This window comes from Streptomyces sp. NPDC037273 (assembly GCF_055603625.1).
Genome location: NZ_JBVJVO010000012.1, coordinates 31,868 through 51,237, shown reverse-complemented (window position 1 = coordinate 51,237; position 19,370 = coordinate 31,868). Strand labels below are relative to the sequence as shown.

At 71.9% G+C, this 19,370-nt stretch carries 15 protein-coding genes; 10 read left to right on the top strand and 5 right to left on the bottom strand.

Annotated elements, in window-relative coordinates; all coding sequences use genetic code 11:
* The first annotated feature begins 61 nt into the window (after nucleotides 1–61).
* Entirely contained in the window at nucleotides 62–1,873 is a 1,812-nt protein-coding gene (locus tag ACZ7G1_RS27780; protein ID WP_470879842.1) for a GMC oxidoreductase, read from the top strand.
* 633 nt (nucleotides 1,874–2,506) lie between these two features.
* Here ACZ7G1_RS27780 and ACZ7G1_RS27775 read toward each other — a convergent pair.
* On the bottom strand, nucleotides 2,507–2,797 hold the full coding sequence (locus ACZ7G1_RS27775) for a chorismate mutase (RefSeq protein WP_470879843.1): 291 nt from the start codon (nucleotides 2,795–2,797) through the stop codon (nucleotides 2,507–2,509).
* 322 nt (nucleotides 2,798–3,119) lie between these two features.
* Between ACZ7G1_RS27775 and guaA the strand changes: the two genes are divergently transcribed.
* From guaA to ACZ7G1_RS27755, 4 genes are all read left to right on the top strand, one after another.
* A complete protein-coding gene (gene guaA / locus ACZ7G1_RS27770) occupies nucleotides 3,120–4,712 on the top strand; it encodes a glutamine-hydrolyzing GMP synthase (RefSeq protein WP_470879845.1) in 1,593 nt (530 codons plus the stop codon).
* A gap of 111 nt (nucleotides 4,713–4,823) precedes the next feature.
* Nucleotides 4,824–5,612, top strand: coding sequence for a class II aldolase/adducin family protein (locus ACZ7G1_RS27765; RefSeq protein WP_470879847.1), 789 nt, complete (start codon nucleotides 4,824–4,826; stop codon nucleotides 5,610–5,612).
* A 177-nt stretch (nucleotides 5,613–5,789) separates the two neighbouring features.
* Nucleotides 5,790–7,022, top strand: a complete 1,233-nt coding sequence (locus ACZ7G1_RS27760) for a hypothetical protein (protein WP_470879849.1) — start codon at nucleotides 5,790–5,792, stop codon at nucleotides 7,020–7,022.
* Nucleotides 7,023–7,112: 90 nt separating this feature from the next.
* A complete protein-coding gene (locus ACZ7G1_RS27755) occupies nucleotides 7,113–7,715 on the top strand; it encodes a DoxX family protein (RefSeq protein WP_470879851.1) in 603 nt (200 codons plus the stop codon).
* A gap of 156 nt (nucleotides 7,716–7,871) precedes the next feature.
* Here ACZ7G1_RS27755 and ACZ7G1_RS27750 read toward each other — a convergent pair whose 3' ends face one another.
* Nucleotides 7,872–9,221: a PspC domain-containing protein gene (locus ACZ7G1_RS27750; protein ID WP_470879853.1), complete on the bottom strand. Its 1,350-nt coding sequence runs from the start codon at nucleotides 9,219–9,221 to the stop codon at nucleotides 7,872–7,874.
* Between the two features lie 156 nt (nucleotides 9,222–9,377).
* On the opposite strand from ACZ7G1_RS27750, the gene ACZ7G1_RS27745 reads away from it, so the two are divergent.
* Both ACZ7G1_RS27745 and ACZ7G1_RS27740 read left to right on the top strand, forming a co-directional pair.
* Nucleotides 9,378–10,643: an ATP-binding protein gene (locus ACZ7G1_RS27745; protein WP_470879855.1), complete on the top strand. Its 1,266-nt coding sequence runs from the start codon at nucleotides 9,378–9,380 to the stop codon at nucleotides 10,641–10,643.
* A complete protein-coding gene (locus ACZ7G1_RS27740; protein WP_470879857.1) occupies nucleotides 10,640–11,356 on the top strand; it encodes a LuxR C-terminal-related transcriptional regulator in 717 nt (238 codons plus the stop codon). The genes ACZ7G1_RS27745 and ACZ7G1_RS27740 overlap by 4 nt, the downstream gene beginning before the upstream one ends.
* Before the next feature lie 87 nt (nucleotides 11,357–11,443).
* On the opposite strand, the gene ACZ7G1_RS27735 is transcribed toward ACZ7G1_RS27740, so the two are convergent.
* Nucleotides 11,444–12,535, bottom strand: a complete 1,092-nt coding sequence (locus tag ACZ7G1_RS27735) for a C40 family peptidase (protein WP_470879859.1) — start codon at nucleotides 12,533–12,535, stop codon at nucleotides 11,444–11,446.
* A gap of 343 nt (nucleotides 12,536–12,878) precedes the next feature.
* Between ACZ7G1_RS27735 and ACZ7G1_RS27730 the strand changes: the two genes are divergently transcribed.
* A complete protein-coding gene (locus ACZ7G1_RS27730; protein ID WP_470879861.1) occupies nucleotides 12,879–13,232 on the top strand; it encodes a hypothetical protein in 354 nt (117 codons plus the stop codon).
* 68 nt (nucleotides 13,233–13,300) lie between these two features.
* Nucleotides 13,301–15,745, top strand: a complete 2,445-nt coding sequence (gene pcrA, locus ACZ7G1_RS27725; protein WP_470879863.1) for a DNA helicase PcrA — start codon at nucleotides 13,301–13,303, stop codon at nucleotides 15,743–15,745.
* 89 nt (nucleotides 15,746–15,834) lie between these two features.
* Here the strand turns inward: pcrA and ACZ7G1_RS27720 are convergent, their stop codons facing one another.
* Nucleotides 15,835–17,541 carry a M23 family metallopeptidase gene (locus ACZ7G1_RS27720; protein WP_470879865.1) on the bottom strand — a complete coding sequence of 569 codons (1,707 nt, stop codon included), beginning with the start codon at nucleotides 17,539–17,541 and terminating at the stop codon, nucleotides 15,835–15,837.
* Nucleotides 17,542–17,779: 238 nt separating this feature from the next.
* Nucleotides 17,780–18,571 (bottom strand): esterase/lipase family protein, encoded by a 792-nt coding sequence (locus tag ACZ7G1_RS27715; RefSeq protein WP_470879867.1) that lies wholly within the window; start codon nucleotides 18,569–18,571, stop codon nucleotides 17,780–17,782.
* Nucleotides 18,572–18,875: 304 nt separating this feature from the next.
* Here ACZ7G1_RS27715 and ACZ7G1_RS27710 point away from each other — a divergent pair, with 304 nt between their 5' ends.
* On the top strand, nucleotides 18,876–19,283 hold the full coding sequence (locus ACZ7G1_RS27710) for a cobalamin B12-binding domain-containing protein (RefSeq protein ID WP_470879868.1): 408 nt from the start codon (nucleotides 18,876–18,878) through the stop codon (nucleotides 19,281–19,283).
* Nucleotides 19,284–19,370 lie beyond the last annotated feature (87 nt).

The following is a 19,370-nucleotide window of genomic DNA, read 5'->3' as shown; positions in this document are numbered from 1 at the left end:
GCGGTCTCCTCGGCCGCCCCGGTCCCCCGACCTTCCCGCCCCTTTCCGTACGAGGAGAGCCATGACCGCGGTACCCCCTACCCAAAATCAGGAGCAGGCGGAGGACGCCGCATACGACTACGACGTGCTCGTCGTCGGCTCCGGCTTCGGCGGTTCGGTCACCGCCCTCCGCCTCACCGAGAAGGGCTACCGGGTCGGCGTCCTGGAGGCCGGCCGCCGCTTCACCCGCGCGACCCTGCCGAAGAACTCCTGGGACGTGAAGAACTTCCTGTGGGCGCCGACGCTCGGCCTGTACGGCATCCAGCGCATCCACCTGCTCGGCAACGTCATGGTGCTCGCCGGCGCGGGCGTCGGCGGCGGCTCGCTGAACTACGCCAACACCCTCTACGAGCCGCTCGCGCCGTTCTTCGACGACCCGCAGTGGAAGGACATCACGGACTGGCGCGAGGAGCTGAGCCCCTACTACGACCAGGCCAAGCGCATGCTGGGCGTCCGGATCAACCCGACCATGACCCCCTCGGACGTCCACCTCAAGGCGACCGCGCAGTCCATGGGCATCGGCGACACCTTCCACATGGCGCCCGTCGGCGTCTTCTTCGGCGACGGCAAGGACGGCGACGGGACCGCGAAGGCGAAGCCCGGCGGCGAGGTGGCCGACCCGTTCTTCGGCGGGGCGGGACCCGCCCGCAAGGCCTGCACCGAGTGCGGCGAGTGCATGACCGGCTGCCGGCACGGCGCCAAGAACACCCTCAACGAGAACTACCTCTACCTCGCCGAGAAGGCCGGCGCGGTCGTCCACCCGATGACCTCGGTCGTCGCGGTCACCGAGGACTCGCGCGGCGGCTACGCCGTCAAGACCCTCCCCTCCGACAACCGGCGGAAGGGCAAGGGCCGCACCTTCACGGCCCGCAAGGTCGTCATCGCCGCCGGCACCTACGGCACCCAGACCCTGCTGCACCGGATGAAGGACACCGGCCTGCTGCCCCGGATCTCCGCCCGGCTCGGCGAGCTGACCCGTACCAACTCCGAAGGCCTCGTCGGCTCGCAGACCACCGACCGGCGCTACCGCAAGAAGCACGGCAAGGAGAAGGCCGACTTCACCCGCGGCGTCGCCATCACCTCCTCGATCCACCCCGACGAGAACACCCACATCGAGCCCGTCCGGTACGGCAAGGGCTCCAACTCGATGGGCGCGCTCACCATCCTCCAGGTGCCCTACGGCGCCCACCGGGTCCGCAGGTGGCTGCTCGAGATCGTCAAGCACCCCGCGCTCGCCGCCCGCTCGCTCTCCAACCGGCGCTGGTCGGAGCGGACCATCATCGGCCTCGTCATGCAGTCCCTGGACAACTCGCTGACCACCTACCGCAAGCCCGGCGGCATCGGAAAGGGCCTGCTCACCGCACGCCAGGGCCACGGCGCCCCCAACCCGACGCAGATCGAGGCGGCGACCCGGGCCGCGAGCCTGCTCGCCGAGGAGATCAACGGCTTCGCCGGCTCCAACGTCGGCGAGCTGATGGGCACCCCGCTCACCGCCCACTTCCTCGGCGGCTGCCCGATCGGCGCCGACGCCGACTCCGGCGTCATCGACCCGTACCACCGCCTCTACGGCCACCCCGGGATCTCCGTCGTCGACGGTGCGGCCGTCTCCGCCAACCTCGGCGTCAACCCGTCCCTGACCATCACCGCCCAGGCCGAGCGGGCCATGTCCTTCTGGCCGAACAAGGGCGAGGAGGACCCGCGCCCGCGGCAGGGGGAGGCGTACGCGCGGATCGCGGCGGTCGAGCCGAAGTCCCCCGCGGTCCCGGCCGAGGCCTTCGGCGCCCTGCGGCTGCCGTTCCTCGGCATGCCGGCGGTCCCGCCGAAGAAGCCCTGAGACATGGAAGGGCGCTGCACCCCCCTCCGAGTGCAGCGCCCCTCCAGCTCTGGTGTTGCTGCATAGATGACCTTCGGCCCCCGCGATTGGTTGTAGCGGTTGCACAGGATCTTCATGTGACGCGCGTCACTCCGGGGGAGCGGGCGTGAAGAAGGGCCCCGTGCCCGCGATTCCGGTCGCGGCACGGGGCCCTTGAGGTCGGCACCGGTGTCAGGGCAGCGGCGGTGCCGAGCGAGGCGGCGCCGGGGGGTTGCGCCGCGGGGGAGGGGGGTTCGGGGGAGTTCTCGGGGGTTCCGGGGGACGCGGGATTCGGGAGATCGGCCGGATGCGGCCGGCCCCGGGCGTCCCCGGGACCGACCGCCCTTTCTGGGTGACCGGGCTGCTGTCCCCTGCTGTCCGGTCACGTGCGCTGGTGCGAGGTCCCACGACGTACTTGACGTACGCCACACGCCCCAGCGAAGCCACGCGTGGTTTCCTTCGGGCCCGCCCCTGGCTGGCACGGACACCCGGACCAACGAAGCCCGCCCGCGGCCGGTCACGCGCCGTACGGGTGAGACCGGGCCCGAACGCGGGTGCGGTCGGTGACGAGGTCCTTCCGGGGCGCTCTCGGGCGTTCCTGTGTGATGCGCGGCCTCAGACGCGGCCGCGGCACAGCTCAAGGAGCGTCATCGCGAGCGCCGTACCCGGCTTGCCCACCGCGTCCCTGTAGTGGGCGAGGACCTCCATCTCACGGGCGAGGTTCACCCGGCGGCCGCCGGAGGAGATGCGGGCCTCCTGGATGACGGCCGAGACGGCCATCCGTTCCTGGATGAGACCGATGATCCGGTCGTCGAGCGCGTCGATGCGCTCCCGCGCGTCACCGATCAGCGTCGCCGCCTCGTCGGTCCGGGCGCCGGTCTTCTCGGTCTGGGTCATCGCGGTCATGTCGGGCTCCTCGTGGTGTGGGACGCCCTGGAGCGACACCGCCCGGAACAAGCAGAACGCCCCGGGCCTTGTCGGCCCGGGGCGCCTGGGAAGTCGCTTGTCAGTTGCTCAAGCAGCACGACCATGGCAGCCGGTGGGCCGGTTGCCATAGGTAAAGACGAAGGTCGTGAGCTTGCGCATGGCGACAGTATGGACCCCGCCGACGGGACCGGGCCAACCCGGGTTCGGATGGTGAGACGAAAAGAGCGGGTGGCGCGCCGGTAGAATCGACAAATAGCCCCCCTTTCGAGGGACCCTTTCCTACCGCCGGAAGGCCGCCGTAGTGTCATCAGCGCCCACCGCTGCCGCGCCCGACGTCTCCAACCCGGACGTAGTCCTCGTTGTCGACTTCGGCGCCCAGTACGCCCAGCTCATCGCCCGTCGCGTCCGCGAGGCCCGGGTCTACAGCGAGATCGTCCCGTCCACCATGCCGGTGGCCGAGATGCTGGCCAAGAACCCGAAGGCGATCATCCTCTCCGGCGGCCCGTCCTCCGTGTACGCGGAGGGCGCCCCGCGCCTCGACCGCGCGATCTTCGAGGCGGGCGTCCCCGTCTTCGGCATGTGCTACGGCTTCCAGCTGATGGCGACGACCCTCGGTGGCACCGTCGACAACACCGGCGCCCGCGAGTACGGCCGCACCCCGCTGCACGTCTCCAAGGCCGGCTCCACCCTCTTCGAGGGCACCCCCGTCGAGCAGTCGGTGTGGATGTCGCACGGCGACGCCTGCTCCGCCGCCCCCGAGGGCTTCTCCGTCACCGCGTCCACGGACGTCGTGCCGGTCGCCGCCTTCGAGAACGACGAGAAGAAGCTGTACGGCGTCCAGTACCACCCCGAGGTGCTGCACTCCACGCACGGCCAGCAGATCCTGGAGCACTTCCTCTACCGCGGCGCCGGCATCCAGCCCAGCTGGACCACCGGCAACGTCATCGAGGAGCAGGTCGCGGCCATCCGCGCCCAGGTCGGCGACAAGCGCGCCATCTGCGGCCTCTCCGGCGGCGTCGACTCCGCCGTGGCCGCCGCGCTCGTGCAGAAGGCCATCGGCTCGCAGCTCACCTGCGTCTACGTCGACCACGGCCTGATGCGCAAGGGCGAGACCGAGCAGGTCGAGAAGGACTTCGTGGCCGCCACCGGCGCCAACCTGGTCGTCGTCGACGCGCAGGAGCGCTTCCTGAACGCGCTCGCCGGCGTCTCCGACCCGGAGACCAAGCGGAAGATCATCGGCCGCGAGTTCATCCGCGTCTTCGAGCAGGCGCAGCTGGAGATCCTCCAGGAGGAGGGCCCCGAGGTCGCGTTCCTCGTCCAGGGCACCCTGTACCCGGACATCGTCGAGTCCGGCGGCGGCACCGGCACCGCCAACATCAAGTCGCACCACAACGTGGGCGGCCTCCCCGACGACATCGAGTTCCAGCTCGTCGAGCCGCTGCGCCAGCTGTTCAAGGACGAGGTCCGCATGGTCGGCCAGGAGCTCGGCCTGCCGGACGAGATCGTCCAGCGCCAGCCGTTCCCCGGCCCCGGCCTCGGCATCCGCATCGTCGGCGAGGTCACCAAGGAGCGCCTGGACCTGCTGCGCGAGGCCGACGCCATCGCCCGCGAGGAGCTCACCGCGGCCGGTCTGGACCGCGAGATCTGGCAGTGCCCGGTCGTCCTCCTCGCCGACGTCCGCTCCGTCGGCGTCCAGGGCGACGGCCGCACCTACGGTCACCCGATCGTGCTGCGCCCCGTCTCCTCCGAGGACGCCATGACGGCCGACTGGTCGCGCCTGCCCTACGAGGTGCTGGCCAAGATCTCGACCCGCATCACCAACGAGGTCGCCGACGTCAACCGGGTCGTCCTCGACGTCACCAGCAAGCCCCCGGGCACCATCGAGTGGGAGTAATCGCTCCCTGAGGTGTCCGAAGCCGTCGTCCCGGTCCTCCGGGGCGGCGGCTTCGTCGTGTTCACGTCCGGACTCTGGTGACTTGCCCTGGCGGGCGTTACCTTCCGGCGCATGAGCGTGATACCGGACCCCGTACCCGTCGAACGGCTCCACTTCGCCATGCCGCCCGTCCACGCGACGGCCGAGGAGGAACGCACCCACCGCAAGCAGCGGCTCGCGGGCGCCCTCCGCCTCTTCGGACGGCTCGGGTACGAGGAAGGCGTCTCGGGCCACATCACCGCCCGCGACCCCGAGTTCGCCGACTGCTTCTGGGTGAACCCCTTCGGGATGCCGTTCGACGAACTCACCGCGAGCGACCTCATCCTGGTCAACGGCGACGGGCAGGTCGTCAGCGGAAGCCAGCACGTGAACCAGGCCGCCTTCACCGTCCACGCCGAGGTACACCGTGCCAGGCCCGACGCCGTCGCCGTCGTCCACACCCACTCCCCGCACGGCCGCACGCTCGCCGCGCTCGGCGAACTCCTCGACCCGATCACCCAGGAGGCCTGCGCCTTCTACCAGGACCACGCCCTCTACGACGCCTACACGGGCGTCACCGTCGACGCCGAGGAAGGCCGCCGGATCGCCGTCGCCCTCGGCACCTTCAAGGCGATCGTGCTCCGCAACCACGGGCTGGTCACCGTCGGCGGCTCCGTCGACGCCGCCGCCTGGTGGTTCATCGCCATGGAACGCTGCGCGCGGATCCAACTGGCCGCCCGCGCCGCCGGCAAGCCCGTCCTCATCGACCACCGCGACGCGGTCGCCACCCGCGAACAGCTCGGCAGCGACCTCGTCGCCTGGATCAACTACCAGCCCCTCTGGCGCAGGATCAGCCGAGCGGAGCCCGAACTCCTGTCGTAACACCATCGCTTCACCCTTCTGTACGTCAATGGGACGACGCGGCAATCACTCTCCGGCGGGGCGCACGCGGCAGGTGCGAGAGCCGCCGGTGCGGCACAATTCCGTGGAATCAACGGTTGGTTGGCCCTTCGGGACGCACCGGTACGTGTCATGAAGTGAGCTCGGGAAGTGAGCACCGTGGCGGTTCAAGAGGCGAGACAGTACGGCGAGCACGCGACGGCCTGCGCCGGCTGCGCCCACTGCGGACAGACCGGCCACCGGCGCGCGGTCGCCGCGTTCCTCGCCCGGCGCGACGAACTCGCCGCCGGGCACGGCGTCCCCGCGGCCGTCGCCCACTCGCCGGTCGCCGCCCGCCAGTGGGTCTCCGACGAGCTCGCCCAGTCCGCCCGCGCCGTCGCCGTCCGCGGCCGGGAGGCCGGGCTCGCCTGGCTCGACCGGGTCCGGCGCGGCGGCCTCGGCGCCGTCTGGGGCTCCGTCCTCGCCCTCCTCCTCGGCCAGGCCCTCACCGCGATCGAGGCCGGCTGGACCGGCGCCCGCACGGCCGGCCTCTGCACCGCCCTGGTCCTCGCCGTCCTGCTCAGCGCCGCCGCCCACGCCCACCGGGCCCGCGGCGGTCTCCTCGCCCCTCTGATCGGCGAGGACAACCGGCTCTCCACCACCCGCGCCGTCGCCGCCGCCTGGCTGCTCCTCCTCGGTTACACCCTCCTCTTCCTCGCGTTCCGTTCCTCCGACGCGACCGCCTTCGGTCTTGCCCGCGGCGCGGGCCTCCTCACCGGCCTGGCCCTGGTCTCGGCCGTCACCGTCACCGCCCGTCTCGTCGTCTCCCGGGGCATCGCCTCCCGTCGCCTCCAGAAGGTGCGCGCCGACCGTCCGCGCGCCGCCGACCTGCTCTGCGACGACAGCGGCCGCGCCAGCCTCGCCGACGTCCAGTACCTCCTCGTCTCCGTCGCCGTCCCGGCCCTCGCCGCCGTAGGCCTCGCCCGCGACCCCGCCCGGCTGCCCGAGGTGCCCTGGTCCCTCGTCCTGCTCCTCGCCGTCTCGGCGGCCTGGCACCTCGCCGCGAAGTGCACCGAGGGCGTCCGCCCCACGATCCACTCCGTCGTCCGGTCCCGGGAGGCCGGCGACCTCGACGCCCCCATCCGGATCGGCGACGACATCGAGATCCGCGGCTGCGGCTTCGTCCCGCCCGGCGCCGCCGCCCCCGACCCGCTCACCCGGCTCGTCGTCCGCATCGGCGCCGTCCACGCCCATGTGCCGCTGGTGCCCGTCCCCGGCGGCTTCGCCAACCCCACCGACGCCGCCCTGACCGTCCCCCTCCCGGCCGACGTGGAACCGGGCCTGGTCGAGGTCTCCGTCGTGACGGCCGCCGGCGTGGAGACCAACCGGGTCACGATCGACGTCGTCGACTGACCGTCCGGCCCCCTTCCCGTGTCCCCGGCCCCGCGTGCGAGGAGAATCGATCCGCGAACAGTCGTACGGGGCGTGGAGAGGTGACCGACGATGACGGGACCAGCGGACCGGGACCGAACGAACGAGCCGGGCGGCACGGACGGACGCGCCACGAGCGGGCAGGGCGCCACGGGCGGGCCGGATGCCGTCTCCGGAGCCGGGCGGACGGCCCGGTGGAGGGTGGCGGCCGAGAAGGGGAAGGCGGTGGCCTCCCGCTACGCACTCCTTCCTTTGCGGATCTTCCTCGGGGTGACGTTCGTCTACGCGGGGCTCGACAAGCTCACCGACTCCGGCTTCTTCGCCGACACCGGCAGCGGCTCCATCGGCGAGATGATGCGCGGGGTCCGCGACTCGTCCGCGATCCCCGCCCTCGTCGACCTCGCACTCAAGAACCCCGCCGGCTTCGGCTACGCCATCGCCTTCGGAGAGATCGCCGTCGGGATCGGGACGCTCCTCGGTCTCTACGCCCGCCTGGCGGCGCTCGGCGGCGCGCTGATCTCGCTGAGCCTCTGGCTGACCGTGAGCTGGCAGGTGAACCCGTACTACCTCGGCAACGACCTCGCCTATCTGATGGCCTGGCTCCCGCTGCTGCTCGCCGGCGCGTCGGTGCTTTCGGTGGACCGGCTTTTGGCCGAACGGCGCCGTATTCGATAGGCGACCCAGGTCACCAGGCCGGCCGTGCCCAGGCCGCCGCAGAGGAGGGGGATCACCGCGTACCACGGTGCCGTCCAGGCGCCGGCGGCGTCGCCCGCGTAGACCGCGGCAAGGGCGAGGGCGGTGAGGCCGGCGAGCAGCCGGCCGGGACGGAACTCATGAAGCAGCACGGGTGACCTCCACCTGTCCGATGCCGACCTCGAGCGAGAGGTCCAGGGTGCCCGCCGGGGTGGTCCCGGCCGGCGGCTGGATCGTGCGGGTCACGTCACGGTCCGGCGAGATGTCGATGTCGTTGGCCAGCTCGCCCGGCAGCCGGAGATCGCCGAGGCCCACCTGGGCACGCACCTTCACGACCGCGTTCTTCGGGACGATCACCTTCAGCTGCCCGGCGCCCACCTCGGCCGTCGTCGAGACCGTCGAGCCGGCCGGGACCGGAAGCGCGGACAGATCGAGCGTGCCGACCCCGGTGCCCACCTCGTAGTGGGGCTGCACGGCGGTGACGGACGCCGGCTTCCACGTCGCCCGCATCCAGTCCGTGGTGATCTCCTTGGGCAGCGCCGTGGCGAGGGCGAGAAGCCCCGCCGTGAGCACCATGAGGAAGATCGTGCCGAAGCCGGTGCGGCCGAGGAAGCTGCTGACGACAAGGCCCAGGCCGTACACCGCGAGGGCCGCCGCGAGGCCGACCTGCAGGCTGGTGCCCAGCGGATGGTCTTCCCAGGTCACGGCGGTGCCGATGACGGCCGCGATCGAGGCGAACAGCTGGACGAGGCCGGCGATGGAGCGCGGGCTGCGCCGGACGGAGGGCTGCGGGCGCCCCGGGGCCGCCGGAGGGGGCCCCCACTGTCTGCCGGGCTTCGGCACCTCGCCGTCCACCTTGCCGTCGGCGTCCAGGACGCCGTGCGGCCCCCACAGATAGCCCACGGCCACCTTGCCCGTCGAGCCGTCCTTCACAATCGGGTCCTTCCACCAGGAGGGGAACTCGACCATCGGCGGGGCCTTGGTCTCGGGAGGAGCGTCCGCACCCACCAGGGCGGCGGCCGCCGACTCCAGCCGGCTGCCCTCGGGCACCACCACACTCGCCTGCCGGCGCCGCGACCAGACGGCGGCCGCGGACACCACGAACCCGACCAGCAGGGCGGAGCCCAGCATCGTCCCGCTGTGCAGCATCGACAGGAAGATCCCGCAGCCCACCAGGGCCATCAGGACGGCGGCCAGCGAAGCGCCGGAGACCCGGCCCGTCAGCAGCCTGCGCCCCTCGTTCTCCTCCTCGCCCGCGAGCGGGATCAGCAGCCAGGCGAAGCCGTAGAAGATCAGCCCGATGCCGCCCGGCACCGCGAGCACGCCGACCACCACCCGGAAGATCACCGGGTCGAGGTCGAAGTACCGGCCGAGGCCGCCGCAGACTCCGCCCATGACCTTGCTGCCGCGCGAGCGCTGCAGGGGCGGGGCGGGAACGGCCTCCGCCGGCGGCGGGGCCTCGTGCTGCGAAGGCGTCGAACTCGTCATGCGTCCATGGTGACCGCCCGTGACGCCCAGCGGCACCGGGACCGACCCTGGCCCGACCCTGATATTCGGGACCCCCTCGTCCCCGAGGCGGTACCAGGGACGATCTCAGGGCCGACCCTGATGTCCCGGGCGGGCCGAACGTGTGACGATCGGTGCATGTCCGCAACCGCTCGTGTCACCGACACCGACGAACCGCCCGTGCGCAGGCTCTACCGAAGCGCCGACGGGCGGTGGCTCGGCGGTGTCGCGCGGGGACTCGCAGGGCATCTCGGCCTGCCGGTCGTCTGGGTGCGGACCGTCTTCCTCGTCCTCTGCTTCATGGACGGACTCGGTCTATTGATCTACGCAGCCTTCTGGATCGTCGTCCCGCTGGGCGTCGGAGGCAGGACCCTCCCGCGCCCCCTCTTCGAGACCACCCCCGACGGGCGGCGCAGACTGCGCAAGCCCGACCGGGGGCAGGTCCTCGCCCTGATAGCGCTCGCGATCGGCGGCGCGGTCCTCATCGGGAACATCAGCGTCGACAACGAGTCCGGACGGTACATCTGGCCGGGGATCCTGGTCTGCGGTGGCGTCGCCATGGTCTGGCGCCAGGCGGACAACGCCCGCCGGGCCAGCTGGACCGACGCCGGGCGCCGCCGCCGCGCCTTCCAGCTCGTCCGCGGGCTCGTCGGAGTCGCCCTGGTCGGCACGGGCCTCGCGGTGTTCGTGGTGGTCCGCGGCTCCGTCGCCCAGCTGGGCACGGCGCTCACCGCGGCGGTCGCCGTCCTCACCGGGATAGCGCTGCTCGCCGGCCCCTGGCTCGTCCGGATGTCCCAGGACCTCACGGAGGAGCGCACCATGCGCATCCGCGCCCAGGAGCGGGCCGAGGTCGCGGCCCACGTCCACGACTCCGTGCTGCACACCCTCACCCTGATCCAGCGCAACGCCGATGACGCCGGCGAGGTCCGCAGGCTTGCCCGCGCCCAGGAGCGGGAACTGCGGAACTGGCTCTACAAGCCCGAGGGCACCGGCAAGGACGAGGAGCCCGAGACCGTCGCGGAGGCGGTGAAGAGGGCCGCCGCCGAGGTCGAGGACAAGCACGGGGTGCCGCTCGAGGTCGTCGTGGTCGGCGACTGCCCGCTCGACGAGGGACTGTCCGCGCAGATGCAGGCCGCGCGCGAGGCGATGGTCAACGCCGCCAAGTACGGTGGCGAGGGCGGGGCCGTGCAGGTCTACGCCGAGGTGGAGGGCCGCACGGTCTTCGTCTCGGTACGGGACCGGGGGCCGGGCTTCGACCTGGATTCCGTACCCGAGGACCGGATGGGCGTACGAGAATCGATCATCGGCCGGATGCAGCGCTACGGCGGTTCGGCCCGGTTGCGGTCACCGCAGGGCGGGGGCACCGAAGTGGAGCTCGAGATGGAGAGGGCGGCGGACGAATGAGCGACGAGACCGGAGCAGCGACCGGGACCGAAGCGGGGGCGGCGGGCGCGGAGCGGCGGGTGCGGGTGGTCCTCGTCGACGACCACCGGATGTTCCGCACCGGCGTGCAGGCCGAGATCGGCCGGACCGACATCACCGGGGTCGAGGTGGTCGGCGAGGCCGCCGACGTCGACCAGGCGGTCACCGTCATCACCACGACCCGCCCCGAGGTCGTCCTCCTCGACGTGCACCTTCCCGGCGGCGGCGGCGTCGAGGTGCTGCGGCGGTGCGCGAGTCTGATGAGCGCGCCGGAGGACCCGGTCCGCTTCCTCGCCCTGTCCGTCTCGGACGCCGCCGAGGACGTGATCGGGGTGATCCGGGGCGGGGCGCGCGGCTATGTCACCAAGACGATCACCGGCACGGACCTGGTCGACTCGATCTTCCGAGTCCAGGAGGGCGACGCCGTCTTCTCGCCGCGGCTCGCCGGGTTCGTCCTGGACGCCTTCGCCTCGACGGACGCGCCGCCGGTGGACGAGGACATGGACCGGCTCACCCAGCGGGAGCGGGAGGTGCTCAGACTGATCGCCCGGGGATACGCGTACAAGGAGATCGCCAAGCAGCTCTACATCTCGGTGAAGACGGTCGAGTCGCACGTCTCGGCGGTCCTGCGCAAGCTCCAGCTCTCCAACCGGCACGAGCTGACCCGCTGGGCCACCGCCCGCCGCCTGGTCTGACCCCGGCCCGCCCGCGCCAGGCCGGCCGTGCCAGGCCGCCCGCGCCAGGCCGTCCCGTCCGGGCGTCCTCGGTGGGTGGGTTGTTCGTCAGCTCACTCGGGTGGCTCCGGCGAAGGGCATCTCGTCGATGGGGGCGATGCGGATGGGCGCGCCGGGACGGGGGGCGTGGATCATCTGGCCGCCGCCGATGTAGAGGCCGACGTGGCTGATGCCGGAGTAGAAGAAGACCAGGTCGCCGGGGGCGAGCTCGGAGCGGGAGACGCGTCGGCCGGCGTTGATCTGGGTGTACGTGGTGCGGGGGAGGGAGACGCCGGCCGCGCGCCAGGAGGCCTGGGTGAGGCCGGAGCAGTCGTAGGCGGAGGGGCCCGTCGCCCCCCACACGTAAGGCTTGCCGAGCTGGGCGCGGGCGAAGGAGATGGCCTCGGCGGCCCGCGAGTTCGGGGCGGTCACCGGGCCGCGCTCGCCGCCCGACGAGCGGTCGGCCCGCGCGGGGGAGGAGCCGGGGGCGGTGCCGGTTCCCGTGGTGGAGCCGTCGCGGCCGGCGGTGGCGGCCTCGTACCGTGCGCGTTCCTCGGCGGTGAGGCGGGCGAGGAGGGACCTGGCCTCCGCGAGCTTGGCGACCACGGACGCCTTCTGCCGGCGCAGCTCCTCCTCGTGCGCGCGCAGGGCGGTGAGGCGCCCGGCGGACTCGCCGCGCAGCTGCCGGAGCGCGGCGAGTTCTCGCCGTACGGCGCCGATGGCGACCGCCTGCCGGTCGCCCGCCTTCTCGGCGAGCGCGGCCCGCTCCAGGTACTCGTCGGGGTCGGAGGTGAGGGCCAGCTGGACCGCCGGGTCGAGCCCTCCGGAGCGGTACTGGGCGGCGGCCATGGCCCCGAGCCCGTCGCGGGCGGTGTTGAGCCGCTGGGTCCTGCGGGCCGCCTCGTCCCGCAGCCTGTCGAACGCGGCACGGGCCTCGTCGGCCTTCTCCTTCGCCCCGTTGTACCGCTCGGTCGCGACCTCGGCCTCCTCGTACAGCCGGTCGACCTTCGCCTTGACCTGGGCCGTGGTGGGCCGGGGGTCCGCGTGCCCGGACCCCTCGAAGAGCGTCGCCGTCGCCGCGGAGGCGAGGGCGAGCGTGGCGGCGGTGCGGACCGCCTGACCGCCGAGGGGGGACTGTTTGGACTTCCGGTGCGCTGCCACGAGGGCGGGTCACATCCTCTCCCTGAGGGGGGCGGTGCCCGCCGGGCCGACGGCGGCCGCCACAGGGGAGACGGCCGCCGCCGGGTTTTCTCGGCGGGGGTGACCGACGGCCGCCGGATCGCCGGCGGCGTTGGGGAGCCGGTCACCTGGTGGAGGACGCTAAACCTGGGGTCACGCCCCGGCGGCGAGTTGATCGCTATTGGCGCCAGATGACGGAACAGGGACCGGTACCGACCGCCCGCGGTGGGCGACCTGGGGCATTCCGGTGGCCTGCCGACCGAAGCGCCGAAGCGAGTGGACCCAGCCGGAGAGCGGTGCTAGGGCCCCGGTTAGGCTCCGCCCCATGGACGTACTCATCAATGTCTTCGTCGCCCTGCACATCATCGGCATCGCCTCGCTGCTCGGCGGGTTCCTCACCCAGATGAAGGCGATGGGCGCCGGTACGGCCCGCTTCAGCCCCGCGATGCTGCACGGCGCGCTGACCATGCTGATCACCGGCGTCGCGCTCGTCGGCCTCAACCAGGCCGACGACCAGACCGTGAACAACCTCAAGGTCGGCATCAAGCTCGCGATCCTCGTCGTGATCCTCGGACTCGTCTACGTCAAGCGGGACGAGGAGCGGGTCGACAAGGGCCTCTTCGCCGCCGTCGGCGGCCTGACCATGGCGAACATCTTCATCGCGACCCTCTGGGTGTGAGCCCTTCCACAGCCTCCGTTCCGAAGGCGGGCCCGGATGTCCGTGGGGCGTCCTAGACTCGTGAGGCGATGAGCAGCCTCTTTGACGACAGCTTCCTGGCAGGCCTCCAGAACCACTCCTCGGAGGAGCCCCCGCCCCACCCCGAGGACGAGCACGGCTCCCCGGCCGCGGAGGAGGTCCCGCACGACCTCTTCGGGGAGCACTTCGACGCGCCCCCGCCCCGGGACGCGCACTACCGCGACGGCGCCCCGCGCCCCGTCGTGGACCCCGCCGCGCTCCTGGAGGGGCTGAACGAGCAGCAGCGCGCCGCCGTCGTCCACACCGACACCCCGCTGCTCATCGTCGCCGGCGCCGGCTCCGGCAAGACCAGGGTGCTCACCCACCGCATCGCCCACCTCCTCGGCACGCGGCACGTCCACCCCGGCCAGATACTGGCGATCACCTTCACCAACAAGGCCGCCGGCGAGATGAAGGAGCGCGTCGAGCAGCTCGTCGGCCCGCGCGCCAACGCCATGTGGGTCATGACCTTCCACAGCGCGTGCGTCCGCATCCTGCGCCGCGAGTCGAAGAGGCTCGGCTTCACCTCCTCCTTCTCGATCTACGACGCCGCAGACTCGAAGCGGCTGATGGCCCTCGTCTGCCGCGACCTGGACCTCGACCCGAAGAAGTTCCCGCCGAAGTCCTTCAGCGCCAAGATCTCGAACCTCAAGAACGAACTGATCGACGAGGAGTCCTTCGCCGACCAGGCCGTCGACGGCTTCGAGAAGACGCTCGCCGAGGCCTACCGGATGTACCAGGCGCGGCTGCGCGAGGCCAACGCCCTGGACTTCGACGACATCATCATGACGACGGTCCACCTGCTCCAGGCGTTCCCCGACGTCGCCGAGCACTACCGCCGCCGCTTCCGCCACGTCCTCGTCGACGAGTACCAGGACACCAACCACGCCCAGTACACCCTCGTACGGGAGCTCGTCGGCACCGGCTACGACGACCTCGGCCCCGCCGAGCTGTGCGTCGTCGGCGACGCCGACCAGTCGATCTACGCCTTCCGCGGCGCCACCATCCGCAACATCCTCCAGTTCGAGGAGGACTACCCGGACGCGACGACGATCCTCCTGGAGCAGAACTACCGCTCCACCCAGACGATCCTCTCCGCCGCCAACGCCGTCATCGAGCGCAACGAGTCCCGCCGTCCCAAGAACCTCTGGACGAACGCGGGCGCCGGCGCGCAGATCACCGGCTACGTCGCGGACACCGAGCACGACGAGGCCCAGTTCGTCGCCGACGAGATCGACCGCCTCACCGACGCGGGCGACGCCAAGGCCGGAGACGTCGCCGTCTTCTACCGGACCAACGCCCAGTCCCGCGTCTTCGAAGAGATCTTCATCCGCGTCGGACTGCCCTACAAGGTCGTCGGCGGCGTGCGCTTCTACGAGCGCAAGGAAGTCCGGGACGTCCTCGCGTACCTCCGCGTCCTCGCCAACCCCGAGGACAACGTCCCGCTGCGCCGCATCCTCAACGTCCCCAAGCGGGGCATCGGCGAGCGCGCCGAGGCGATGATCGACGCCCTCTCGCTGCGCGAGAAGATCACCTTCCCGCAGGCCCTCAAGCGGGTCGACGAGGCGTACGGCATGGCCGCGCGCTCGGCGAACGCCGTCAAGCGGTTCAACGCGCTGATGGACGAGCTGCGGACCGTCGTCGAGTCCGGCGCCGGGCCCGCCGTGGTCCTGGAAGCCGTCCTGGAGCGGACCGGCTACCTGGCCGAACTCCAGGCCTCGACCGACCCGCAGGACGAGACCCGGATCGAGAACCTCCAGGAACTCGCCGCCGTCGCCCTCGAGTTCGAGCAGGAGCGCGGCGAGGAGCCCGCGACCCTCGCCGAGTTCCTGGAGAAGGTCGCCCTGGTCGCCGACTCGGACCAGATCCCGGACGAGGACGAGGAAGGCCGTGGCGTCATCACCCTGATGACGCTGCACACCGCCAAGGGCCTCGAATTCCCGGTGGTGTTCCTCACCGGCATGGAGGACGGCGTCTTCCCGCACATGCGCGCCCTCGGCCAGACGAAGGAGCTGGAGGAGGAGCGCCGCCTCGCGTACGTGGGCATCACGCGCGCGCGTGAGCGGCTCTACCTCACCCGCTCGTCGATGCGCAGCGCCTGGGGCCAGCCCTCGTACAACCCGGCCTCGCGCTTCCTGGAGGAGATCCCGCCCGCGTACCTGGAGTGGAAGCGGACCGGCCCGATGGTGAAGCCCGCCGGGCCCACCTCGGGGATCACCTCCTCGCTCTCCTCCTCCCGTTCCCGCTCGGGCCCTTCCGGGTTCGCCACCCGGCGCGCCGGGGAGAAGCCGGTGATCTCGCTCCAGGTCGGCGACCGGGTGACCCACGACCAGTTCGGCCTCGGCACGGTCATGACGGTGACCGGCGCGGGCGCCGACGCCCAGGCGACGATCGACTTCGGCGACGAGAAGCCGAAGCGGCTGCTGCTGCGCTACGCACCGGTCGAGAAGCTGTAGCCCCCGTGTAAACGCGTAAAACGCGTCAACGGGAGAGGGCCCCGGCGGATCTTGTCGCCGGGGCCCTCTCGCGTACGGGGAAGGTGGTGTCAGCTCGTCGGGTCGAGACCGTGGCTGCGCAGCCAGGCCAGCGGGTCGACCGCGGCGGTGCCGTTCGGCCGGACCTCGAAGTGGAGGTGCGGGCCGGTGGAGTTGCCGGAGTCGCCGGAGTACGCGATGACGTCGCCGGCCTTCACGGGACCGGAGCGGATCTTGGCGCTGCTCAGGTGGCAGTACCAGGTCTCGGTGCCGTCAGGGGCGGTCACGATGACCATGTTGCCGTAGGCGTAGTTCAGCTGGGTGCGGACGGTGCCGTCGGTGGCGGCCATCACGGGCGTGCCGGTCATCACGGGGAAGTCGATTCCCGTGTGCACGGACATCCAGTTGACGCCGGACTGGCCGAAGCGCGCGCTGAGCCGGTGCAGCTTCACCGGCAGCGAGAACTTGGGGCGCAGCGCCTCCTTGCGGGCCGCCTCCTCCTCGCGCTTCTTCTTCTCGGCCTCCTGGCGGAGCCGGAGGTCGATGCGCTCCTGGGTGCGGCTCGCGCGGTCGCCGAAGTCGCGGGCGTCCTCGCTGAGCGCGGCGAGCTGCGTGTCGAGCGCGCTGTTGGCGGCGACCTGCTTCACGGAGGCCGGGTCGGCCGCGGCGAGCGCGGTGTTGTCCTTCTGCCCGCCGTCCACGCCTCCGGTCAGCCCGCCGACGGAGGCCGCGGCGATGCCGGCGACACCCATCACGCAGGCGGAGGGGACCGCGACGGTCAGCAGGGCGGACCGTTTGGCGGGGGTACGCCGACGGCCGCGGTTTCCGCCGGAGGTACGGCGCACGGGGCGGGCGGCGAGCGGGGATTCCGTACGGAGCTCGGCGGCGGGCTCGTCGTCGACGTCCGGGAAGCGCTCGGAGTGTTCGGCGTGCCCGGCGTACTCGGAGTCCTCGGCGTGCCCGGGGTCCTCGGCGTGCTCCGTGCCGTGGAAGTCCTGCGGCTCCTCGGTCGCGCCGTCCGTCTCCGTCTCGGGGAGGTACTCGAACGCGAACTCCGAGGTGCGCTCGACGGCGTGCTCGGCGTGCGGGGTGTCCACCGGGCTGTACTGCTGGGGGACGTGCGGCTCGGCTTCCGGGGCGGCGTGGTTCCACGCGGTCGCGTCGTAGGTGCCGGTGCCGTTGTCCGTCACGAAGGCGGGGGCGGCCCACTGGCCGGTGGCGTCGTAGGACTCGTAGCCGTACGCGCCCTGGGCGGCGTAGGCGCCGGCGTGGACGGTCTCGTACTGGCCGGTCTGCTGGGCCTCGGTCCAGGCGGAGGCGTCCCACTGGCCGGTGGCGTCGTACGCGGCCGTCGTGGCCGTCGTGCCGTAGGCACCGGTGGTGTCGTACGAGCCCGTGGCGTCGTACGAGGCGGCGGCGGTCCACTGACCCGTGGTGTCCCACTGGCCGGTGGTGTCGTAGGAGCCGGTCGTGTCGTACTGGCCCGTCGTGTCGTACTGGCCGGTGTCGTACTGCGCGCCGACGGCGTACTGCCCGGTCGTGTCGTACTGCCCGGTGGTGTCGTACTGACCGGTCGTGTCGTACTGACCCGTCAGGTCGTACTGGCCGGTGGTGTCGTACGAGCCGGTGGCACCGCCGTACTGGCCGAGGTCCCACTGGCCGCTGTGGTCCGCCTGGCCGCCGGCGTAGCCGCCGTAGAGCGGGTCGGTGGAGAAGCTGCCGGTGGAGTGGGCGCCGTCTCCGGCGTACCCGGCGTGGGGGTGCTGGTCGTTCACCAACGTCTCTCTCGCCTCGGCAGCAGGACCAGTCCGGGGCGGGCCCGACGAGGGGTGTCCCGGGGGTAAGCAGTGGCGCGACTGTACCCGGCGGTACGCGCGGCGGACAATCTTCCGAGGGGTTTATGCCCGCAGGAAACGGGCAATCGGCCGTGTTTCGCCAGCACGGGGAGAGAGCTTTGGCCTTGTGTTCGACGAACGTTCGAAGAACGGTGTCGTTCCGCGGGGCGGTGGCGTGAGGTCAGGCCACCGAGCCCGCGCCCGGCTCGTCCTCCCGTACGCCCCGGGCCCACGGCCCGTCCGCGTCGAGGGCCTCCAGGATTCCCGCCGCCACCGTCGGGTGGACGGGCAGCGCGAGATGGCCGATCCCGCTGACCCGGACGTTGTGCACGAGGAGGTCGGGGTGGTCGAGGCGGGCGGTCTCCACCGGCACCATCACCTGGTCGAGGTCGCTCCAGAAGCTCACGAACCGGGTACGGCAGCCGGGCGCGGGAGCCGCCAGCTCCCGTAGCACCTCCGAACCCGGGCGCATCTGCCGGACCAGTGGATGGGCGTCGGCGAGCGGGGCCACGGTGGTGCCGGAGTGCGGGGTGCCGAGCATGACAAGGGTGCGGACCCGTTCGTCGCCGCCGAGCCGCTGTACGTAATAGCGGGCGACGAGCCCGCCCAGGCTGTGCCCGACGAGGTCGACCTCCGCCTGTCCCGTGCGCGCCGCGACCTCCTCGACCCGGCGGCCGAGCTCCTCGGCGGCGGCCCGCAGGTCGCAGGTGAGCGGCGAGTAGTTGAGCGATTCGACGCAGTCGCGGCCGTGCCGGGCCAGGGCGCGGCGCAGCAGGACGAAGACGGAACGGTTGTCGACGAAGCCGTGCAGGAGGACGACCGGGCGCCGGCCCGGGAGCGTGTCGGCGGGAGGAGCGGCGGGGGCGAGCCGCTCGGCCGCGATCCCCGAGGGGTAGAGGACGAGGTGGCCGGTGAGGACGGCGAGCTCCAGGGCGGTGGCCTTCATCAGGGTGGTGACCTTGGCGAGCTCCATGGCCGGCCTCCCGAACGGCGCGCGGGGCCGATCCGTACGCCGGTACGCCGCATCCCCGCGCCGTACGGACGGCGGCACGGAAATGCGGCGAACCTCGTCGCGGCTCCCTGTGCGACCGTGCCCCGCTTGCGGCTGGTGGGCCCAGGAGGAGGGCCCGAAAGCGGGGTACGACGCAGAGCGAACATGTCCCACGTGTGATTTCCCCCTCCCCGGGCACCGCGAAACAGCCCGGTGCGGGATGCTGGAGATAACGTTCGTTCACCTCCCCGGCAATGAAGCGCGGGGGTCGCATGTGGAGGCAGTGATGGGTGGAGCCGGTCCGATCCGCGTGGTGGTGGCCAAGCCGGGCCTCGACGGCCACGATCGTGGCGCGAAGGTGATCGCGCGGGCGCTCCGCGACGCCGGTATGGAGGTCATCTACACCGGGCTGCACCAGACGCCCGAGCAGATCGTCGACACCGCGATCCAGGAGGACGCCGACGCGATCGGCCTGTCGATCCTCTCGGGCGCGCACAACACGCTCTTCGTGAAGGTCCTGGAACTCCTCAAGGACCGTGACGCGCTGGACATCAAGGTCTTCGGCGGCGGCATCATCCCCGACGCCGACATCCCTCCGCTGAAGGAGAAGGGCGTGGCGGAGATCTTCACGCCGGGCGCCACGACGTCATCCATCGTCGACTGGGTGAACGCGAACGTGCGCGTGGCCGCGTAGTCGCCTCACCGCGACCACCTCGGCACCGAAGGGCCCTTCCGCACGGGAGGGCCCTTCGGCTTGCAGCGGGTGATGTACGTCCCGGTT

Bases quoted from the DNA above. Each gene is read 5' to 3' on its own strand.
- ACZ7G1_RS27780 (WP_470879842.1), top strand. From the start codon at position 62: ATGACCGCGGTACCCCCTACCCAAAATCAGGAGCAGGCGGAGGACGCC.
- ACZ7G1_RS27775 (WP_470879843.1), bottom strand. From the start codon at position 2,797: ATGACCGCGATGACCCAGACCGAGAAGACCGGCGCCCGGACCGACGAG.
- ACZ7G1_RS27765 (WP_470879847.1), top strand. From the start codon at position 4,824: ATGAGCGTGATACCGGACCCCGTACCCGTCGAACGGCTCCACTTCGCC.
- ACZ7G1_RS27755 (WP_470879851.1), top strand. From the start codon at position 7,113: ATGACGGGACCAGCGGACCGGGACCGAACGAACGAGCCGGGCGGCACG.
- ACZ7G1_RS27750 (WP_470879853.1), bottom strand. From the start codon at position 9,221: ATGACGAGTTCGACGCCTTCGCAGCACGAGGCCCCGCCGCCGGCGGAG.
- ACZ7G1_RS27745 (WP_470879855.1), top strand. From the start codon at position 9,378: ATGTCCGCAACCGCTCGTGTCACCGACACCGACGAACCGCCCGTGCGC.
- ACZ7G1_RS27740 (WP_470879857.1), top strand. From the start codon at position 10,640: ATGAGCGACGAGACCGGAGCAGCGACCGGGACCGAAGCGGGGGCGGCG.
- ACZ7G1_RS27730 (WP_470879861.1), top strand. From the start codon at position 12,879: ATGGACGTACTCATCAATGTCTTCGTCGCCCTGCACATCATCGGCATC.
- pcrA (WP_470879863.1), top strand. From the start codon at position 13,301: ATGAGCAGCCTCTTTGACGACAGCTTCCTGGCAGGCCTCCAGAACCAC.
- ACZ7G1_RS27715 (WP_470879867.1), bottom strand. From the start codon at position 18,571: ATGGAGCTCGCCAAGGTCACCACCCTGATGAAGGCCACCGCCCTGGAG.
- ACZ7G1_RS27710 (WP_470879868.1), top strand. From the start codon at position 18,876: ATGGGTGGAGCCGGTCCGATCCGCGTGGTGGTGGCCAAGCCGGGCCTC.